The organism is Marinoscillum sp. HNIBRBA16962 (genome assembly GCF_057801515.1).
Genome location: NZ_CM173603.1, coordinates 5,423,486 through 5,444,690, shown reverse-complemented (window position 1 = coordinate 5,444,690; position 21,205 = coordinate 5,423,486). Strand labels below are relative to the sequence as shown.

The 21,205-nt window shown below is 45.4% G+C and carries 11 protein-coding genes; 10 read left to right on the top strand and 1 reads right to left on the bottom strand.

Going from position 1 to position 21,205, the window contains the following annotated elements; all coding sequences use genetic code 11:
• Nucleotides 1-24 precede the first annotated feature (24 nt).
• Together AC3E9V_RS22610 and AC3E9V_RS22605 are read left to right on the top strand one after the other, a co-directional pair.
• Nucleotides 25-1,590, top strand: coding sequence for a carboxylesterase/lipase family protein (locus AC3E9V_RS22610; protein ID WP_488750443.1), 1,566 nt, complete (start codon nt 25-27; stop codon nt 1,588-1,590).
• A gap of 316 nt (nt 1,591-1,906) precedes the next feature.
• Nucleotides 1,907-2,941, top strand: coding sequence for a glycoside hydrolase family 53 protein (locus tag AC3E9V_RS22605; protein ID WP_488750442.1), 1,035 nt, complete (start codon nt 1,907-1,909; stop codon nt 2,939-2,941).
• A gap of 130 nt (nt 2,942-3,071) precedes the next feature.
• Here the strand turns inward: AC3E9V_RS22605 and AC3E9V_RS22600 are convergent, their stop codons facing one another.
• Nucleotides 3,072-6,305, bottom strand: coding sequence for a glycosyl hydrolase (locus AC3E9V_RS22600; protein WP_488750441.1), 3,234 nt, complete (start codon nt 6,303-6,305; stop codon nt 3,072-3,074).
• 597 nt (nt 6,306-6,902) lie between these two features.
• Here AC3E9V_RS22600 and AC3E9V_RS22595 point away from each other — a divergent pair.
• The 8 genes from AC3E9V_RS22595 to AC3E9V_RS22560 all read left to right on the top strand — a co-directional run bounded on the left by AC3E9V_RS22595 (nt 6,903) and on the right by AC3E9V_RS22560 (nt 21,077).
• Nucleotides 6,903-9,344 (top strand): glycoside hydrolase family 2 TIM barrel-domain containing protein, encoded by a 2,442-nt coding sequence (locus AC3E9V_RS22595; RefSeq protein ID WP_488750440.1) that lies wholly within the window; start codon nt 6,903-6,905, stop codon nt 9,342-9,344.
• Between the two features lie 161 nt (nt 9,345-9,505).
• On the top strand, nt 9,506-11,584 hold the full coding sequence (locus tag AC3E9V_RS22590) for a beta-galactosidase (RefSeq protein WP_488750439.1): 2,079 nt from the start codon (nt 9,506-9,508) through the stop codon (nt 11,582-11,584).
• 271 nt (nt 11,585-11,855) lie between these two features.
• Nucleotides 11,856-14,849: a glycoside hydrolase family 2 protein gene (locus tag AC3E9V_RS22585; protein WP_488750438.1), complete on the top strand. Its 2,994-nt coding sequence runs from the start codon at nt 11,856-11,858 to the stop codon at nt 14,847-14,849.
• Between the two features lie 16 nt (nt 14,850-14,865).
• A complete protein-coding gene (locus tag AC3E9V_RS22580) occupies nt 14,866-16,257 on the top strand; it encodes a glycoside hydrolase family 88/105 protein (protein ID WP_488750437.1) in 1,392 nt (463 codons plus the stop codon).
• Between the two features lie 231 nt (nt 16,258-16,488).
• The gene (locus AC3E9V_RS22575) at nt 16,489-17,820 is read left to right on the top strand and encodes a hypothetical protein (RefSeq protein WP_488750436.1); all 1,332 of its coding nucleotides are present in this window, start codon (nt 16,489-16,491) and stop codon (nt 17,818-17,820) included.
• Nucleotides 17,821-17,830: 10 nt separating this feature from the next.
• Nucleotides 17,831-18,835: a glycoside hydrolase family 43 protein gene (locus tag AC3E9V_RS22570; protein WP_488750435.1), complete on the top strand. Its 1,005-nt coding sequence runs from the start codon at nt 17,831-17,833 to the stop codon at nt 18,833-18,835.
• Between the two features lie 20 nt (nt 18,836-18,855).
• Nucleotides 18,856-20,187 (top strand): serine hydrolase domain-containing protein, encoded by a 1,332-nt coding sequence (locus tag AC3E9V_RS22565; RefSeq protein WP_488750434.1) that lies wholly within the window; start codon nt 18,856-18,858, stop codon nt 20,185-20,187.
• Between the two features lie 17 nt (nt 20,188-20,204).
• Complete coding sequence (locus AC3E9V_RS22560) at nt 20,205-21,077, top strand: alpha/beta hydrolase (protein WP_488750433.1); 873 nt, start codon at nt 20,205-20,207, stop codon at nt 21,075-21,077.
• Nucleotides 21,078-21,205 lie beyond the last annotated feature (128 nt).

Here is a 21,205-nt window from a genome sequence, read left to right as displayed (position 1 = left end):
CAAATTAAAATTAAGAAGAATACGATGAAACGAGGAAATCTATTATTTGTAATAGTTGTATCGGTATTTATATGCTCCTGTTCAACAAAGCATCCGGCTCAAGTTGACGTTGAAGAGGGAATTTTACAGGGTACAGTAGAAAATGGTTTGCGTGTTTTCAAGGGTGTTCCTTTTGCGAAACCACCTGTAGGCGACTTACGCTGGAAGGCCCCGCTTCCTGCTGAAAAATGGGAGGGAGTAAAACAGGCTACAGAATATGCTCCTTCACCCTATCAGGCAGGTAATCCACGATCCGGCAAAAGCGAAGATTGCTTATATCTGAATGTTTGGACACCGGCAAAATCGGATCAGGAAAAGCTGCCGGTGATGGTCTGGATCTATGGAGGTGGGTTTTCTGTCGGGACGACAGCAGATCCTGTTTGCAGTGGCGTAAAACTCGCAAAAAAAGGAGTTGTAGTGGTTACGGTAGCATACCGCGTTGGTCAGCTTGGTTTTTTGGCCCATCCTGAATTAAGTGCGGAAAATCCGAATAAAGTGTCAGGGAACTATGGTTTGCTCGATCAGATCGCAGGTCTTCAGTGGGTGCAGAAAAACATAGCTGCTTTTGGCGGTGATCCCGACAAGGTGACCATTTTTGGTGAATCAGCTGGCGGAATATCTGTGAGCATGTTGTGTGCATCACCTTTGGCCAGGGGGTTATTTCAGGGAGCTATCTCTCAAAGCGGTGGATCGTTTGGCCCTACGCGTCCAACCACCTACCCAGGAGAAAACATGAAAACACTTCAACAGGCTGAAGCCGATGGGGAAGCATACGTTCAAAAAACAGGGTCTTCTTCTATTACAGAATTGCGAAAGCTACCACCGGATAGTTTGCCAATGGGGTTTGGCATGGGAGGTGGATGGCCTATTGTTGACGGCTATGTCATCCCCGATGTTCAGCACAGTTTATACGAAAATGGAGATTACAACGACGTTCCTGTGATGATCGGATACAATTCAGACGAAGGGGCCAGTTTTACCTGGACTAAATCACCTGAGGAATTCGTCGCGGGAGTTCAAAAACGTTATGGAAAGTTTGCAGATACATTGTTATCTGTTTATCCCGTAGGAAAAGAGCGTATACCCAAAACAGCCCGTGATTTAAACCGCGATGCGGCTTTTGGATGGCAAACCTGGATTTGGGCACGTTTGCAATCTCAAACGGGAAAGTCCAATGTTTTCTATTACTATTTTGACCAGCATCCCGATTACCCCGAAGATTCTCCAAAGCATGGTATGGGATCACCTCACGGACAGGAGGTCGCTTATGCCTTTATGACGCTGGACACCCTAAAGCCTGACGGTCTCACCCAATCAGATCTGGATCTTTCTGAAACCATGGGTACCTATTGGACCAACTTTGCCAAATATGGCGACCCAAATGGAGAAGGGGTACCGGAATGGCCGCCATTCAGTGATGCGAATCCTGAAGTAATGTATTTAGATGCAGACCCTCATGTGGGGCCTGTTCCGGATGAGAAATCGATGAAAGTCCTGGATGCCTATTTCAAATGGAGACTTACTCCCGAAGGTAAAGCCTGGGCCAACTGATGTTAAGTTGCAGAAATAAACTACATTAAAATGCAGAACAAATAGTTGATTTCCACCTGATTGTCTCTATTGATTATTGGTGCCATTAGGCACTAATCTTTAGAAATCAGGGAGCAACAATTTTCCATCAATTGTTTAACGAAAATCCAACTTGATTTTAAAATGACAAATAATCTTCCAATGCCATTTAGTTAAGCTCCTTTTTGTCCTCCGCCAACTGGCGGAAGGGTGAAGGGGTGTCCGACAAGGGAGAGGAGGTATGAAAATATGCTTAACTAGAATGGCATTAAAATATCAATTAATAACCTCGTTTAAAATGAAATATAAACACTACTTATTCATCGTTTTAATCTTAATGACGGGGCTTCTTCCGACCCAGGCCCAGGATTATGCGATTGGCGCAGACCTTTCATTTTTAAAAATGTCAGAAGACAATGGTTCTGAATTTAAAGAAAATGGAGTAACCAAACCCGGCCTTGAAATTTTCAAAGAACACGGGTATAAGTGGATACGTCTGCGTTTGTTTCATTCACCGGACAGGCTTCCAAACGATCTGGAGTACACCATAGCATTGGCTAAGGAAGCCAAACAAATGGGCTACAAATTTTTGTTGGATTTTCACTACTCTGATACGTGGGCTGATCCCGCCAAGCAATATCTACCTGCGGCATGGGACAGCTTGTCTTATGAGCAACTCGTAGATGAGGTTTACCGGTATACACTGGAAACAATGATCGCATTCAGGGATTCAGCAGTATATCCTGATATGGTACAGGTTGGAAATGAAATCAGCAATGGCTTTTTGTGGCCTCATGGCAAATTACCCGATAACTGGGACAACTTTGCCCAACTCATGCAGGCCGGCATCAACGGTGTTTTGGCAAGTTGTGGTGACCAGCCATGTCCACGATTAATGGTCCATATTGACAGAGGGGGAAATAAAGAGTTTACCAAAAACTGGTACGACACATTTCATACGTATAATATCCGGTACGATATAATCGGTCAGTCGTATTACCCCTGGTGGCATGGTTCATTACTTGATTTGAAGGAAAACATGCATTTTATGGCTACTGAATATAAAAAGGATATCATTTTAGTAGAGGTAGCATATAATTGGGCACCGGCGGAGTATAATGAAAAGGCGCCACCCTTCGAAGAGTCCCCGGAAGGACAAAAAGAGTTCCTGGAGGAGGTTAACCGAATTGTCCTGAACACGCCTGATAACAGAGGCAAAGGCATTTTTTGGTGGGAGCCTGCTGTTGGCCGATGGGGTACCAGGGGCTTCTTTGATAAAGAGGGAAATGTCCTGCCTGTTATTACTGTTTTTGACAAATACACCCGTCATTGACCGGATTGGATGATCAGAACATTTTGTGGAATAATGATGTGCTAAAGTTAGAGAAGTAGGATAGGCATATAGAAAAAAGAGCCCACTAAATCAGCAGGCTCTTTTGTTCTGTTAAAAAATTACTTCTATTCTAATTAATTTTAATGAACCTTTTCATGAGGTTCTGTTGGTCGTTAAACTTCACTTTCAGGAAATAAACCCCCGGAGCTAAGCCTCCTACTTCCACCACATGGTCATCAAGTGAAAAGTGCCCTTTCATATTTTTTCCAGCTAGCGAAAAAATATTCAAGTCTACAACTTCTTCAATTCCCGAAAGGTGTAGCTGATCTTTTACCGGATTAGGGTATACCGTTACCATCACCTTTTCGCCGGAAAGCTCCTCTTCTATTGCTTGTCTTGATGATGAACCTGTACATGTAATTTGATTTTGAGAAGGATCGTATGTCAGGTTACTATGAGTCACATCATCCACGCAAAAGTTGACAGTCACACCCCCTTTGGCCGTGCCGGTCGTTTGGAAATTGACGACTCCATCAGCTCCGGTTACTCCGGATACTGTCTCATTATAAGTACCGCTAAATGTACCATTGACGGTAGCGCCAGCCACCTGACCATCCTGATCATCTGAGATAGATACCTGCGCAGTTCCAACTTTGTTGCCTTTTCCAACATTTGAAGTACTTGTTACAATGGACTCTACGTAAATCAGGCTGGCCGGGCCACCTGATACCGAAACCACCTGCTGATCCGTACCCGTAGCACTTGAATCATCGGTTACAGTGAGGGTTACTGTATAATCACCGCTTGCTGTGTAAGTATGGCCAGTCGTTTGACCGGTCCCAACATTTCCGTCTCCGAAATCCCAGTCGTAGCTCACAATACTACCGTCACTGTCGGAGCTTCCTGAGGCATCAAAATTGGCCGTCAGATCGGTTGTGGTAAAAGTAAAGGAAGCCACAGGGGCAGCATTGTTCTCCGAAGAGCCTACTGTAACATTATAAGTGACACTACTCTGTGCACCACAAACAGTGGTATGAGTAGCTGTAGCAGAACAAGAACTGGTAGGATAAATAACCTGTTCTCGTGAGGAGCCTGATGTACCGCATCCGCTCCAGCTCCATGTTCCGTCAAGTGGTTGAGGTCCGAATCTGATTTCATCTCCGGCATTTACGGTTACATCAGTTGATGCAGTCCAGGAACCTCCGTTTATCTGAAACCAGGGAGTAATGGTTGCAGGTTCGCAATTATTGTAGTAATCCGCAGAATACGCCATTGTAGACACCTGATCCCGGTAGACAACACCGGCAGGTTTCAGAGTGCCATCGTAATTGGTCATTCGTAGGGATTCGTTACAACCATCCCACACATAATACCTTTCGACAAAAGGTGCATCCTCAAGCATGGCGATAAATTCTGCAATAACCTGAGCATTTTCTTCCTCTGATGGTTCATTACCATTGTAGGTCCAGTTACAACCGTTATTAAACTCGGTAATCCATAATGGGCGACCTGTTCTGTTGTGAACCGCTAATAGCTGATCATAAAGCTGCTGTGCTGTGTATCCTGCCCTGTAAAAATGCCATGCCACAAAATCAACACGATAGCCCAGTGCATCACATTGGTCTATAAAATCATAGGTCCAGCTCAATCCTCCGTCTGTGGTGGCAGGTGACCCCAGGCGTAACCCGGATGCCATCATATTTGGCCAGGCAGCAATAGCATCCGCTACTGTACTATATCCATCATCTACGGGATTATCAGGCTCATTATAGCCCAGCGCATGGGTACTGCCAAATTTATCCAGGAAGTTGCCATAGGCATTCCAGTTTGGATTATGTCGCATAGGCACATACTCAACATCCAAAGTGCCATAAGAAGTGTTGTTATAGTCGTAGTGTGAACCGGCATTGAACCTGTCAGCATCTGATGAACTGCCTCTCCAACCTTTTTTGGTCGTCCATCTCCATTGTCTTACCACCACCATGGAGGCCGTATTGGACAAGCCTGTCGGCATGAGGTTTACGATGATGTCTTCATCATCAGCAATATATACCCTACTGGTACCGGTGCCATCTTCATTACTGGCAAATGTGGCCATATACCCTCTTTTTAAAACAAATGACTCAATATTGTCATTCATAGATCCGAGCTCGGTTGTTTTATAGTACTGATTGATCAAAAGATCCATGGAAGAACCACTTTGACTTGCTCCATCAAACACCGTTGCTGCTGCGTAAGTGCTTGAGTGAGCAATAACCATCGCTCCATTCAAATAATTAGTTACTCTGATATTCGTACCTGGTACTGCATCTTCACCATTCGCTTTTATACTTGTTAAATAGGAATTAACAACCTCGGCTGGTCGCATATTTTCAAAATAAACCCAGGCATCGGGAGATGCCAGATCTATAGCGCTATTAATCATCGGGTCTGTAGATGAGGTTAGCGTAACCTGGCCTGTACCTGTCAACTGCATGTTTTCGTCGGTCAGGCTGGTATATGTGGCTGTGTGATTATCATACACCGTTAGACTGGCTTCAAAAATGGCCGCATGAACATCAGCAATTGCCGCTTTCATATCGTCCTCAGTAGCAAGTATGGTCTCGGTAGTTGCCGATTGATCATCTAATACAGCCTGTGCATTCGTAACTGCCGTATTGAGATCTGCATAAACCGTTGACCCTTCTGGTACTGGTTCCGGATTGGCCAGCATAACATTTGCTGAATCTACCAACGCCTGCAATTCCACCTTATCCACAGGCATACTAATCAGCTTAACGTAATCAACGAATACTCTGGCATTTGAAGTAGACCCCGATTGATACGGTCGCATACCTACCTGAATGGTTCCGGTTGTTTCAGTAACTAATCGAAGAGGTACCGTATCTGTATACCAGGAACCCAATGTTGCGGCCGAGTTGAATGCTGATAATACAACATTTCCATCATTGCCAATCCACCCGGTAAGATTTGCCGCAATATCATTAGCTCCCAGAAAAGCGCTGGTTATTTCAATAGTATACCGCCCGGCAGGTAAAGTTACTTGTTGGCTGTAGGCTAAATCAACACCCCATCCGGCAGTTAAACCTATTGCTCCCTGTCCTGATCCCTGAGATCCGTCCGAACCAGAAGCTGGTGTAGTAACACCATTAAAAGTACCATTCCAGCCAAATTCGAAAGTTGCTGCTGCACTCCAGGCACCAGCAGCGGCTACTGACCAGCCGGTTATTGTATGGGCATTGGATGGATCAGTTGTAGCAACTGTTCCACTGTCACCACTGATATAGTTACAGTTGGTATTAAACCCCGCATTTGTTAAATAAAGGTCGGTTACATCATTCTGTGCAAAAGATTCAATTTGCATAAAACATAAAAGCAAAACGATTAAAAATTTGCATCGCTTTAAAAACGTCACGTCCCCAATGGAACTCAGTTTTTTAAGATAGAAATGGATCATATGGTTAAAGATTTGGTTACACATGAGATTTAGTCAATTCACGTCACCAAACACAAAATCAATCGTCACCACTATCAACCCTCCTTATGATTTCATTGAATGGAGATTTATGGTCAACTTTTTAGAAGGTTTAGTTATCAAGACATTCTTTATATATCATTCAATATGAAAAGGGATGTTTTGCGAAAATGATACCGAATCAAGGAAATTTATATCTTGGATTAACATATTTATATTTTTACAATCCTTGATTTGAAAACAGCTCATACGGTTCTTGGCACCAGGGACAAACTTTCAGTCTTAGGGGTTGAATCACCTGACTTCATCAAGTGCATTTGGTCTGGCGAAGCCTCTGGAAGCAAAGCACCTGTTCTCTTCACTCTAAATTATCAAAATGTGGTACCGTTTTTCATAAAATGACACCTATTGGAAAGTTACTTTCATGTACATTTGACATAGAAGATAGCTGCCAGGACGTATGAAGATCTAAATTTGAAAAAACTAATGGAATATAAATATCGATTGTTTTTTTTAGTAACTGCCTTGCTGTTTTCCTGCCCGTCTGTTGCCCAGGTTTCTTTTGGTGAGCCGGTTAACATCAATGATCAATGGAAGTTCGAACTCAATGATGAGGAGGGGGCGCAGGAGGTAGGTTTTGATGATGAAAAATGGCAAACGGTAGACTTACCGCATGACTGGAGCGTAGAGCAGCCTTTAAGTCCCACAAAAGCCAGCGCTATGGGTTATCTTTCGGGAGGCATAGGCTGGTACAGAAAATCCATTAACATTCCTGAAGAAAGGCGGGGAGAAAAGGTGTTTTTATATTTTGAAGGAGTCTATAATCGTAGTGAAGTTTATATCAATGGTCAGCTCTTAGGGAAACGGCCCAATGGATACATCTCCTTTATGTATGATGCCACTCCCTATCTAAAACCGGACGAGGATAATATCATTGCAGTTCGGGTAGACCATAGCCGTGAGGCAGACTCACGATGGTATACCGGATCAGGCATTTACCGGGATGTATGGCTGGTTTATGCCACTCCCGTTCACATCAAACATTGGGGCGTTTTTGCTTATCCCGAAAATGTTGATACCAAGCAGGGAACCCTGAAGATATCGGTTGAGATAAAAAATGAGTCAGAGCAAAACGGCAACCTGATCGTGAGGCATGAACTCGTTTCTCCGAAAGGAAAAGTAGTAGGCAAAAGCGATGATAAACTTTCAGTGCAGGCAGGGCAGGAAGGTAAGGTTTCGCTAGATATAAAAGTAAGAAATCCACAATTGTGGAGTATCGATAGGCCTGACCTTTACCGACTGAAAACATCGTTGCTCAGTGATGGAAAAGTGATTGATGAGACGATCACTACGACCGGTTTCCGATCACTCACGTTCGATCCTGATAAAGGTTTTGCCCTTAATGGAAACCGGATGAAGGTAAAAGGAGTATGTCTTCATCACGATGCAGGGGTGTTAGGCTCGGCTGTACCACGCGAGGTGTGGAAAAGAAGACTTCTCACCTTAAAGGAAATAGGAGTAAATGCCATCCGCACCAGCCATAATCCGCAGGCGCCGGACCTTTATGAGCTGTGTGATGAGCTTGGAATGCTTGTTTTAAATGAAGCCTTTGATGAATGGAAATTTCCGAAACGGAAATGGCTTGAAGGTTGGAATGTTGGCACACCAGGATTTGAGGGCTCTTTTGATTTTTTTGAAGAATGGGCAGAGCAGGACCTTGCGGACATGGTCCGGAGAGACCGCAATCACATTTCCATTTTTGCCTGGAGCATCGGCAATGAAGTAGATTACCCAAATGATCCTTATTCTCACCCCATACTGGATGGCAGTGCAGAAGACGGTTTTACGCAACCCATTTTTGGCGGCTATAAAAAGGATGCGCCGGACGCCATGCAATTGGGGACAATTGCCAAAAAACTGGTAGCCGTAGTGAAAAGCCATGATACTTCCCGCCCCGTTACAGCTGGTTTGGCGGGTGTAGCCATGTCAAATGAAACCGAATATCCTTCCGCATTGGATATTACCGGCTACAATTACACGGAAAAGCGGTATGCGTCTGATCACGAGAAGTATCCCGGGCGAGTGATCTTTGGAAGTGAAAACAGGCACGATATGGGAGCATGGAAAGCGGTGATAGAGAATGATCACATTTTTGGTCAGTTTCTCTGGACAGGAATCGACTACCTGGGAGAGTCGGGAAGGTGGCCATCCAGAGGATTTTATTCCGGGTTACTGGATTTTGGCGGCTTTATTAAGCCACGGGGCTACTTCCGCCAGTCTTTGTGGTCAGCTAAACCAATGGCCTACATAGGTACTTATCCGGCTAGTGCCGCAACAGGAAGGAACAGGCTTTCAATCGATGCATGGCCCATCTGGAATTATGAAGAAGATCAAACCATACGGGTAGTATGTTATACAAATGCAGCCAGGGCAAGACTGGAGTTAAATGGTGAGGTGGTCGGAGAAACCAAAAATTATGATCAGCAAACGGGAGTGATCCATTGGGATATACCTTTCCGCAAGGGAAAACTGGAAGTAATCGGTCTTGATGAAAGTAACAATGAAATAGCACGATACGCCATACAGACTTCACAAGCTCCTCATGCAGTTTCCATTATCAGTGGAGAGAATGCGATTAGCAAAGATGGAGGCCTGGCGCAAATAGTGATCCAGGTAGTAGACGAGAATGGCATTCCTGTGATGCTGTCGGATAATAAAGTTACCTGTCAGATCGATGGGCCTGCAGCGTTGCTTGGTCTTGAAGCCAGCAACAACCGGGATATGAGTGACTACACCGATAATGAACATCGGGTTTATCACGGAAGAATGCTTGCCTACATCAAAGCTACCGGAGAAGAAGGAAAGGTGAATGTGAAGTTTACTTCCCCCTGGCTTGAGCCGGTGGAAATGACTATTGATGTCCGATAACTTCTGTTGTATGTAAAATTCAGTGGTTGCAGAAAAGGTGGCATCTAACTTTCGAAAAACAAAGCTCAATGTCTTAAAATCCGGGTTAGATCGGTAGGGTACATGATAGATCATAGAAATAAAGGCCTTTTATTTACACGATAATTATTTTTTAAGTTTTTATGATAAGAAAACTAATCACCCTGCTATTGCTTTTTCCCTTTTGCAGCAGTTTTGCCCAGCAGCTTGAAAATGCTTTTCCAACAAAACAGCTTACGAGTGTAGGAGCTTACTACTATCCGGAGCATTGGGATGAGAGCCAATGGGACAGGGATCTAAAGAAAATTGCAGAGATGGGCTTTGAATTCACTCATTTCGCTGAATTTGCCTGGGCCCAGCTCGAACCGGAAGAAGGCGTTTACGATTTTGAATGGCTCGATAAAGCCGTTGATCTTGCCGCAAAATATGACCTCAAAGTGATCATGTGTACGTCCACTGCCACACCTCCTGTATGGCTGGTCCGCAAACATCCGGATGTTTTGATTACACGGGAAGACGGCACTACCATGGACCATGGCGCCCGCCAGCACGCTTCTTTTTCTAATAACTACTACCGGGAATATTCCCAGAAAATGATCGCTGAGTTGGCTAAACATTACGGTCAGGATGAGCGGATTATGGGATGGCAACTGGATAATGAACCCCGTCCGTCAGTTGATTATAGCGAGGATGCGCAGGATCGATTCCGGGAATGGTTAAGAGAAAAATACAAGACCATTGATAAATTGAATGAAGCCTGGGGAACGAACTTCTGGAGTGGTACCTACAGTGAATTTTCCGAAATTAACCTCCCCAAACATTCACAATGGGGAATGAACCTTTATCAGCGGTTGGATCACAACCGGTTTTGCAATGAAGAAACAGCAACTTTTCTGGATGAACAAGCCAAAACCATCCGAAAGTATGCATCTGCTGACCAGTGGATAACGACCAACTACATTCCTATGTATGATGCCAGTTTTATTGGAATGAGTAAAGAATTAGACTTCATTACTTATACCCGCTATATGGTTTACGGCGAACACAAAGGGATTGGGCCAAAAGGGTATCGGGTAGGCGAGTATTCCAGGATCGCTATGGCCAATGACTACTTCCGGCCGATTTCACCCATTTATGGGGTGATGGAACTACAGCCGGGACAGGTAAACTGGGGCAGCATCAACTCCCAGCCGCTGCCTGGCGCAGTACGGCTATGGCTATGGCATGTCTTTGCCGGAGGAAGTAAATTCACCTGTACTTACCGGTTTCGAGCGCCAATCTATGGATATGAACAGTATCACTATGGTATCGTCGGACCTGATGGCGTCACCCCCACAGGAGGTGGCCTGGAATATCAACAATTCATCGATGAGGTTCAGCTTTTGCGAAAGAATTATAATCCTGTATCCGAAGATCCGGAAGATTACCTGAAAAGAAGGACAGCCATATTGTACGATCCTGATAATACGGTGGCCATCAATCAGAACAAACAGACCACCGTCTGGAACACCGAAGAGCATGTATTGAAATACTACAAAGCTTTAAAATCCTTTGGAGCTCCGGTCGATTTTATCCGGGATACGATGGATTTCGCTCAATATCCGGTATTGGTACTGCCTGCCTATCAGCAGATGAGCCGGGCTCTGATACAAAAATTGACTGAGTATGTAAAGAATGGGGGTAATCTGGTGATGTCGTGCCGGACAGGCCATCAGGATGAAAGGGGACACTTGTGGGAAGCCAGGCATGCCGAACCTATTTATGAACTCATTGGCGGCGAGATAGAATTTTATGACTTGCTGAGATCATATGATTCCAATGATATAGAATTTGAGGATCAAAGTTTCTCCTGGACGAGCTGGGGAGATGTCTTAAAACCTGAGAAGGACACCAAGACCTGGGGAGTCTATACGGACGATTTCTATGCAGGCAAACCTGCGGTTACCTTCAATCAACTAGGCAAGGGAAGTGTCACTTATGTCGGAGCTGACAGTAAAGAGGGTGATTTGGAATATGCTGTTTTAGAAAAACTCTATAATCAGTTAGGGATCGAAATAGAAAATTACCCGGAAGGGATCATTGTGGAGTATAGAGATGGGTTTGGAATGGCCTTAAACTATTCGGACGAAGAATACAACATGGAACTTTCACCTGAAGAGGAAGTCCTGATCGGCGATCAGCGTATCCCGACAGCCGGAGTGCTTGTTTGGAAAAGGAAATAGCAGTTGGCAGTTGGCAAAAGGTAGTTTATAAAAATGGCAGTTGGCAAAATAGAATAGGATATTGAAACGTGGTTAAAAAACCAAATTAGTAAACTATGGCAGGTAGTTTTCTGAATTTAACAGTTTATCAAAAGGCATTCATATGATTGAAAACCCTGAGAAGTATATGCCCAGGAAGTGATTTATTCTGGCATATTATCGCATTTTGGATTTTGCTAACTGCCAACTTTGATGTTAAAAATATCGCTCTAAACCTAAAATTTAATTTGCTATGAGAATCCAATTCATACTACTATTTACCTGTTTCTTTATTATGGAGGGCATATCACAGGCCAGTCAGGAAGCGCGTAAAAAGTATAATTTCAATTCAGAATGGAAAGTCTACGTTGGCGATCCTGAAGGAGCAGAATCAATCGATTTTGACGACAGCCAGTGGGAAAACGTAACGCTTCCTTACGCCTGGAATGAAGACGAGGCATTTAAAATAGATATCCACCACCTCAGTACCGGGATTGCATGGTATCGCAAAGCATTTACCATACCTGAACACTATAGTGGACAGAAGGTTTTCCTGGAATTTGAAGGCATCAGGCAGGGAGGCGATTTTTATCTTAACGGCAAGTTCATAGGCCATCATGACAATGGCGTCATGGCTTTTGGTTTTGATGTGAGTGAATTGATACAGGTCGGTCCGGAAGAAAACACCATTGCCGTCCGCATCGACAATTCCTGGGACTATCGCGAGCTTCACACCAACACAGAGTACCAGTGGAACAATGATAATTTCAATGCCAACTATGGCGGAATACCCAAAAATGTGTACCTACATGTTTCAGACAGGCTTTACCAAACGCTTCCTCTTTATGCTACACTAGGGACAACCGGGGTATATGTTTATGCCCGGGATTTTGATATTCCCGGAAAGAAAGCGCTGATAACGGCGGAATCGCAGGTGAAAAATGAGCATCTGGAAGCCAAAACGTTTCAATACGAAGTGGAGATACGCGACATGGAGGGGCAGGTCATCAAGGTCATGGAAGGAAACAATGTCACCGTTTCACCCGGAGGGATGGCAACAGCCAGGGCTGAAGCTGAAGTCGAAGGGCTCAACTTCTGGAGCTGGGGATATGGATATTTGTATGATGTATATACCCGGTTAAAGATCGACGGAAAAGTGGTCGACGAGGTAAAGACGCGGACAGGTTTTAGGAAAACGGAATTTGCCGATGGAATGATCAAGCTGAACGACCGGGTGCTCATGATGAAAGGCTATGCCCAGCGTACCAGCAATGAATGGCCTGCCGTGGGCTTGAGTGTGCCTGCCTGGCTGAGTGATTTCAGCAATAAGTTCATGGTGGAAAGCAATGCCAACCTCGTGCGATGGATGCATGTAACACCCTGGAAGCAGGATATAGAATCATGCGATAGGGTAGGCCTTCTACAAGCAATGCCTGCGGGAGATGCAGAAAAGGACATCGGTGGAAGACAATGGGAACAAAGAGTTGAGCTGATGAGAGATGCCATCATCTATAACAGGAATAATCCAAGTATTATTTTTTACGAGGGAGGCAATGAAAATATCAGCGAAACACATATGCAGGACCTTAAAAACATTCGGGATCAGTATGATCCGTATGGAGGCCGGGCGGCTGGTTGTCGTGAAATGCTGGACAGTGAAGTAGCAGAGTACGGTGGGGAGATGTTGTACATCAACAAAAGTGCGGATATACCTATGTGGGCTATGGAATATTCCAGGGATGAGGGATTGAGAAAATACTGGGATGAATACAGCCCACCCTATCACAAAGATGGAGATGGCGGAACAGCCCATAAAAACCTTGACGGAAGCAAAGTAGCCGATGCCAGCCCGTATAACCGCAACCAGGACTCACATGCTATCGAAAATATTATCCGCTGGTACGATTACTGGCGGGAAAGACCCGGTACCGGAAAAAGGGTCAGCTCCGGCGGAGTGAACATCGTCTTTACAGATACCAATACTCATTATCGGGGCGCTGAAAACTACCGGAGAAGTGGTGAAGCCGACCCGATGAGGATTCCAAAAGATGGTTTTTTCGCGCATCAGGTGATGTGGGATGGCTGGGTGGATACCAAAAAACCGGCTACTCATCTCCTGGGGCATTGGAACTATAAGAAGGGAACAGTGAAAGACATATATGCCGTGTCCAGTGCTGAGAAGGTAGAGCTTTTCGTCAATGGTCAGTCGCAGGGTTTCGGTGAGCGGAGTTACCATTTTCTTTTTACGTTCAAAGACATCCAGTGGGAAGCCGGTTCGGTTAAAGCTGTTGGCTATGATGAATCTGGCAAAGTAATCTGCGAGGATGAAAATATCACAGCAGGTGAACCAGTGGCTATTCGCTTAAAATCTATAACGGATCCTAATGGATTCAAAGCTGACGGTTCGGATATGGCGCTAATTGAGGTTGAGGTAGTGGATGAAGGAGGCCGCAGAAATCCTGTTGCTTTTAATAAAATAGATTTTACTTTAGAAGGCCCTGCAGAATGGCGGGGAGGCATTGCCCAGGGGCCGGACAACTACATCCTGGCCAAAAACCTTCCGGTAGAGCTGGGGGTGAACAGAGCCCTGATCCGGTCCACAACAAACGCCGGTAAAATAACCCTTACGGCAAAATCCAAAGGCCTGAAACCTGCATCGATAGAGCTGGAGACCGTTCCCGTAGACGTGAAAGGAGGACTCGCTGAAATGCTTCCCGGAGCAGACCTGCCATCTAATCTGAAAAAGGGACCAACACCATTAACTCCTTCATTTACAATTAGCCGGAATCCGGTTAAGATCGTTTCAGCGACAGCCGGACTAAACAGTGATCAGGCTCACATGAGTTTCGATGACAATGAAATGACCAATTGGTCCAATAATAGCATTGTTGAAAAAGGATGGATAAAATATGATTTTGACTCCACCTATCAGGTAAGCGAGGTGGTCATGAAATTGAATTCCTGGAGGCGCAGAAGCTATCCCGTCGAAATAAAAGTAGATGATAAAGTAGTATTCAAAGGAAAAACCCCGAGAAGCCTGGGCTACGTAACTTTCCCTTTCGAACCTGTCTCAGGTAAAAGCCTTACCGTGAAATTGATAGGGACTGCGATCAATGAAGACGCCTATAACATTGTGGAAATAACCGGGCAGAAAGATTTTGTAAAGGATGGTTTTCGAGAAAAGGAAACGCCTGAAGGCATATTGAGCATTGTTGAAATTGAAGTGTATCAAAAAACTAATCTATAGATTAAAACGATCTGTTATGACCATTAAAAAATACAAGCACCTTTTAGCAACTTTTATGATCGCTGTGTGCACCCTGGCGCAGGCTCAAAAAGCGAATGACGTCAATACACCATTGCACTTGTCAAAGCCGGATTATGAGACTCCCTATGGCATACCCACCGAAGCGTCAGTCATCCGTACGCTGGACAAAGTCCATCAGTACCTGGAAAGCACTACACCACCGGCAATTGTGGATGTAGCGTCAGGAGAGGAGATCACCAATTTCGATCGTTTAAACAGGTCAGCGGAAATTGCCTTTAAGCAGGGTGATTTCAGGCTGGTCAGTTACGAATGGGGGGTTACCTATGCCGGTATGTTACTGGCGTCTCAGCACACCAACGATCCGAAATATGCAAAGTACACGTTTGACAGACTGAACTTGCTGGCGGAGCTTTATCCGCGGTTTGTGGAAATCGAGAAAAAGCAGACCGATTTTCGTCATCCGATGAAGTCCGTTCTGCATCCCGACGCGTTGGATGATGCCGGGGCGGTCTGTGCGGCAATGATCAAGGCAACGCATTCTGGTTTTGAAGGAGATGTTGATCCCATGATCCAAAATTTTATGGATTACATCAGCAATAAACAACTCCGCCTTGAAGACGGGACCCTGGCCAGGAACCGGCCTATGAAAAATTCCCTTTGGCTGGATGATTTGTTTATGAGCGTACCGGCGCTTGCCCAGATGGGTAAATATTCCGGTGAAACCAAATATTATGATGATGCGGTGAAACAGGTATTGCAGTTTTCTGACCGCATGTTTAACCAGGAAAAAGGATTGTACATGCATGCCTATATCATGGATATGGAAGAGCATCCCCAATTTCACTGGGGTAGAGCAAATGGATGGGCCATCATGACCCTGGTGGAGCTGCTGGAGGTATTGCCCGAAGCCCACCCTGGGCGTGAAGAAGTCCTGAAGTATCTGCAAAAACATATTTACGGGCTGTCCCAATATCAATCCGGCCAGGGCTTCTGGCATCAGCTTATCGACAGGAACGACTCCTATCTCGAAACATCTGCAACGGCCATTTTCACCTACTCAATTGCCCGGGCGATAAACCGGGGATATGTTGATGCTAAAGCGTACGGCCCGATGGTTTGCCTGGCCTGGAATGCCGTGGCATCAAAAGTGAATGAGAAGGGGCAGGTGGAAGGAACCTGTGTTGGAACAGGAATGGGCTTTGATGCGGCGTTTTATTACTATCGTCCGGTAAATGTCTATGCAGCACATGGCTATGGTCCTGTTTTGCTGGCAGGTGCAGAGATGATTGCATTGCTGAAGAAAAATTATCCGAAAATGAATGATAGCGCGGTACAGTTTTATTCTGAAGAAATCAATACAGACCAACCTATTTTTGAGGAGAAATGAGAGGATGTTAAATACCAGCGTTCGACTGAAATTGAATATAATCAAAAACATGCATTTAGACGAAATGAGAAAAGATTTTTTCGATTCCTAAAACTACTCGTTCCACGTCGGCCCGACCCCTAAAGGGGTGATCCGAAAGCCCCCTTCAGGGGATTTAGGGGTAGATTTGGCGAATTTTCTTTGAAAACAAAATCTTTTCTCTAACTCCAATAGATGTTAAATAAAAGAAAGATGAAAATCACCCTTAAACTATTGATCATTCAAATCGCCTTTATTGCGATTATTACGCCCGTTCATGGTCAGATCGGTACGCGCTTTCCATCAGAGAGGAAAGTGATCAATGACCCTGTTACGGGTCATAAGCTGATATTTCTGACCAGTACTCCGGCTGGAGATTCGAAGATCTATCCTACCCATAACCAATGGACATCTGATGGAAAATGGGTAGTCTTTCGGTCAGGCAGGGTCAAGGGGGAAGCAATGGCAGTGAATGAGGTGACAGGAGATATTGTTCAGGTTACCGAGGGGGGTTATACAGGGATGCTCTGTGTGGCACGGAAGTCCATGAAACTTTATTTCATGAGAAAACCTTCGGGCGCTTCGAATGAAGATATAGTGGAAGTAATCGAAGTTGATTTGAAAAAACTATTTGAGGATAGCGAATCGGAAAATCTGAAATCCGCCTCAGAATATCAACGTATTTGTGGAAGTACCCCGCCGGAACTTGGCGCCGGTGGAGACATGGCCCTTGATGCAGATGAAGAATGGGTCTGGTTTAGAGCAGGACGTGAGGCTGCCATGAAGCGCCTGCCGGAGGGAACAGAAATTGAAGAAGATTTTGGCCCCAGGAATATGGGCGAAGGCCCCGGAGGTATTGCCGGAATGAATATCAAAACAGGAGAAATAAAATATGTGATTTCTGTGCCGTTCCAGGTAGGTCATATACAAACAAATCCCTGGGTTCCCGGCCAGATTGTCTTTTGTTGGGAAACAGGTGGGAAATCGCCTCAACGAACCTGGATTGTTAATGCTGATGGAACAGGTCTCCGGCCTTTATATCCCGAGGCCCCTTACGAGTGGGTAACCCACGAAGCTGTTATTGGTCCTGAGGAAGTAGCTTTTGCCATCATGGGGCATCGAAAAATACCCGGTACCGACGGTGAGGAAGCACCAGCTACCGGTGTGCATGGTGCAAATCCGGGACAGGAAGCAGCATGGGGCCCCTCCGGAACCAGGGAAAAGCCAACTGGTCTGGGCATCGTCAATATCAAAACAAGGGAAATGATCATCGTCGGCCAGACAAAAGAAGGGAGCGGTCTTTGGCACGTACATGGCTCGTCTGATGTCAGGTATGCGGTTGGAGATGATTTTGACAGAAATATTTACCTCATCGACAGAAAGACAAGAGAGATGATCCTCCTGTCTGCAGGACATAAAGCTACTGCGGCAGATCATCCCCATCCAACTTTTAGTCCTGATGGAACAAAAATCGAGATTCAATCCGCCATGTTATCCGAGGATGGCAGATCCATGAACATTTGTGTTATCCCAATTCCAAAATGAGTTTAAAAGTATGAGTTTCAACAGCATTTTTATAGCAGTAACAATCCTCGTTACTTTTTCCAATCCGGTTTTTTCACAATCCATTGAATTCGACAATCCCATAGCGGAACAACGAGCGGACCCCTGGGTGTATAAAGCAAACGATGGGACTTACTATCTGATTGCTACGGTACCGGAATATGACAGAATAGTGCTACGAAAGGCGAATAGTATAAATGGCCTGAAGGATGCCGAAGAAAAGGTGCTTTGGCGAAAGCATGAAACAGGGGTAATGGGACATCATATATGGGCGCCGGAATTGCACAGGATAGACGGGAAATGGTATATCTATTTTGCCGCGGGGGAAGCGGAGAAAATCTGGAACATCAGGATGTGGACCTTATCTAATTCTTCCGAAGATCCCATGGAAGGAGAGTGGAAAGAAGAAGGGCAGATCAAAACGGATATAGAATCCTTTTCGCTTGATGCGACGACCTTTGAGCACCAGGGAAAACGGTACCTGATATGGGCACAAAACGTAAGAGGAGGAGAAAATGGCACGGCCCTGGTTATATCAGAAATGGAAGATGCCACTACCCTAACTGGTCCGGAGGTAGTGATCACGGAGCCCGAATTTAACTGGGAAAGGGTTAAATACAATGTGAACGAGGGCGCGGCTGTATTAAAGAGGAACGGAAAGATCTTCGTGACCTATTCTGCCAGCGCCACCAATCACAACTACTGTATGGGGCTACTGTGGATCGATGAAAAGGCTGACTTGCTGGAAGCCTCCAACTGGAACAAATCTCCGGGGCCGGTTTTTTATACCAATGAAGAATTAGACCGATATGGTCCTGGTCATAATTCATTTACGACTGCTGAAGATGGAGAAACAGTGGTCATGATCTACCATGCTCGTGATTATAAAGAAATTCAGGGGTATGAATTAGCTGATCCCAACAGAGCCACCCGGGCCAGGGTAGTGCGCTGGACAGACAGCGGATTCCCGGATTTCATGCAAAAGGAAGGAGATTGAATTGTAAATAAAACATGCAGATGAAAACAATATACTTAAGCGCCGTATTGCTAGTTGCCATTTTGGCATCAGGGTGCAATGCGAAAAAGGAGAATTTCGGCGGACCGCAAAATTTAAATCATGAAGTTGATCTGCAGGAAGCAGGTACCACAAAGGAAAAAATCGGTGGTATCGATTCGCTGTTTCAGTCATTAGTTAACGAGCAGAAAGTGAGCAGTGTGGTTGGCTTTGTGGCCAAAGGCGGTAATGTTGTGTACCATAAAGCGTTCGGTTGGAAAGATATCGAAAACAAGGTCCCCGCTACGGTAGATGACTATTACATCCTCTTTTCACAGACCAAAGCAGTTACAACCGTTGCTTTCATGACGCTGGTTGAGCAAGGATTGGTAGCCATCGACGATCCGGTTTCTAAGTATTTCCCTGAAATTCCGGATCAGGTAGTGACGGCTGTCAACGAAGACGGAACCTACGAGACAAGGCCTGTGGCATCACCAATGACCTTTGTTCATTTGATGTCTCACAGTTCGGGACTTGGCGCCGGGCTGGTGAGGGAAATTCGTAGTGCCGAAAGGCAAAACGCTGATACCATAGCAGGTCCTGAAAGTATGAGGCCGGAACAAACTCCAAGCGGTCAGCATAGTTTCGGTGGTGATCCCAATGCAAAATACCTGGAAGACGAAATGCTCGATTTGGTGAAATATCCACTCGGCTTTGATCCGGGAACGGAATGGAGCTACCACGTCAGCACCAATATGCTTGGGTACATGATTGAGCGTATTTCCGGGAAAACGTTACAGGAATATGTGAAAGAAACGGTACTTGAACCCCTCGGAATGGATGAGACGGATTGGTACTATGAACCGGAAGCGCTAAGCCGATTTGTAAAGGCTTATAACTATGTGGACGGAAACCTGGAGCCTGCTTCCAACATGTTTAGCGAAGGAACCATCAGTGAGCAACAGACCTATGCCGAAGGCGCCATCGGACTGAATGGCCCCATTGAAGACTATGCCAAATTCTGCCAGATGATGCTCAACAAAGGGACATTTAATGGACATCAAATCTTAAAACCTGAAACCGTAGAACGGATGACGACCATCAACCGGCTACCTGAAGAAAATGCTGGCGGAGAGGGTTTCCAGTTCGGACTCGGATTTGAGTTGTACAATGAGCAGAAGAAACCGGTTCCCGAAGTATCGAATACAGCATATGCCTGGGGTGGCCTGTATGGCACATCGTATACCATCGATCCTGAGAACGACATGATTGCCTTGGTTTACCTGAATATGCCTCGCCATGAGCCGGTAAATCCTTTGTTCCTCAGTAAAGCGTATGAACTGTTTGAAGAATAGCTTAACCCGTTTAAATCATGAACAATTATAAATACAAGTTGACTTTCGTTTTCGTTCTGACAGCGCTTTGCGTGTCTCACGCTCAACAACCTCAATCCATTTCGCTGTGGCCAGACGGAGCGTCCGGGGCCAAATCCGGGGGTGGTGAAGAGAGCGTGAGGATTTATGAACCGACCGGGGATCATGTGATCTCAAATGTCCACAACCCTTCGGTAACACCTTACCTGCCCTCCAAAGAAAAAGCTACCGGCATTGCGGTTGTCATTGCACCTGGAGGCGGGCACCGTGAAATATGGATCGACCATGAAGGGCATAACGTTGCGAAGAAACTGAGTGAAAACGGAATAGCGGCTTTTATAGTTAAGTATCGCCTGGCAAGAGCTGAAAACTCAACCTATACCATTGAAGATCATTCGGTAAAGGATATGCTCAGAGCCATCAGACTGGTAAGGAGCCGGGCGTCCGAATGGAACATCGATCCGGATAAAATCGGCGTTATGGGATTTTCTGCCGGTGGACAGATTGCCGCTATGGCGGACATTTATGCCGACAGTGGACGTGTGGACGCAGATGGTCAGGTTGAAACATTCAGCAGCAAGCCGAATTTTCAGGCCCTCATTTATCCTGCCTGGGTAAACGAGATCACCCTCTCCGGTCAGTCGTCACCAGCGTTTATCCTGGGTGGATTTCAGGACATGGAGAGCATTTCCACAGGCATGGCCAGGCTCTATTTAAAATTCAAAGAGCAAAACATACCCGCGGAGCTTCACATTTACGCTAATGCTGGCCACGGATTTGGCATTCGCGAAGGAGATTCGGGTCCCAGCTCCAAATGGCCGACTGCTTTGATCGCCTGGCTTTATGAGGTTAATGGGGTCAAAAGCGATTGATTAACATTAGAGCGGCTTTGTCAAGTTATATTGAATGATCATAGCGGAGTACGGGTTTGATACAAATATTCCCCCTTTTTTCATCAAAGGGGGCGATGGGGGTTGTGGAAAAATTTATCAAACCCATA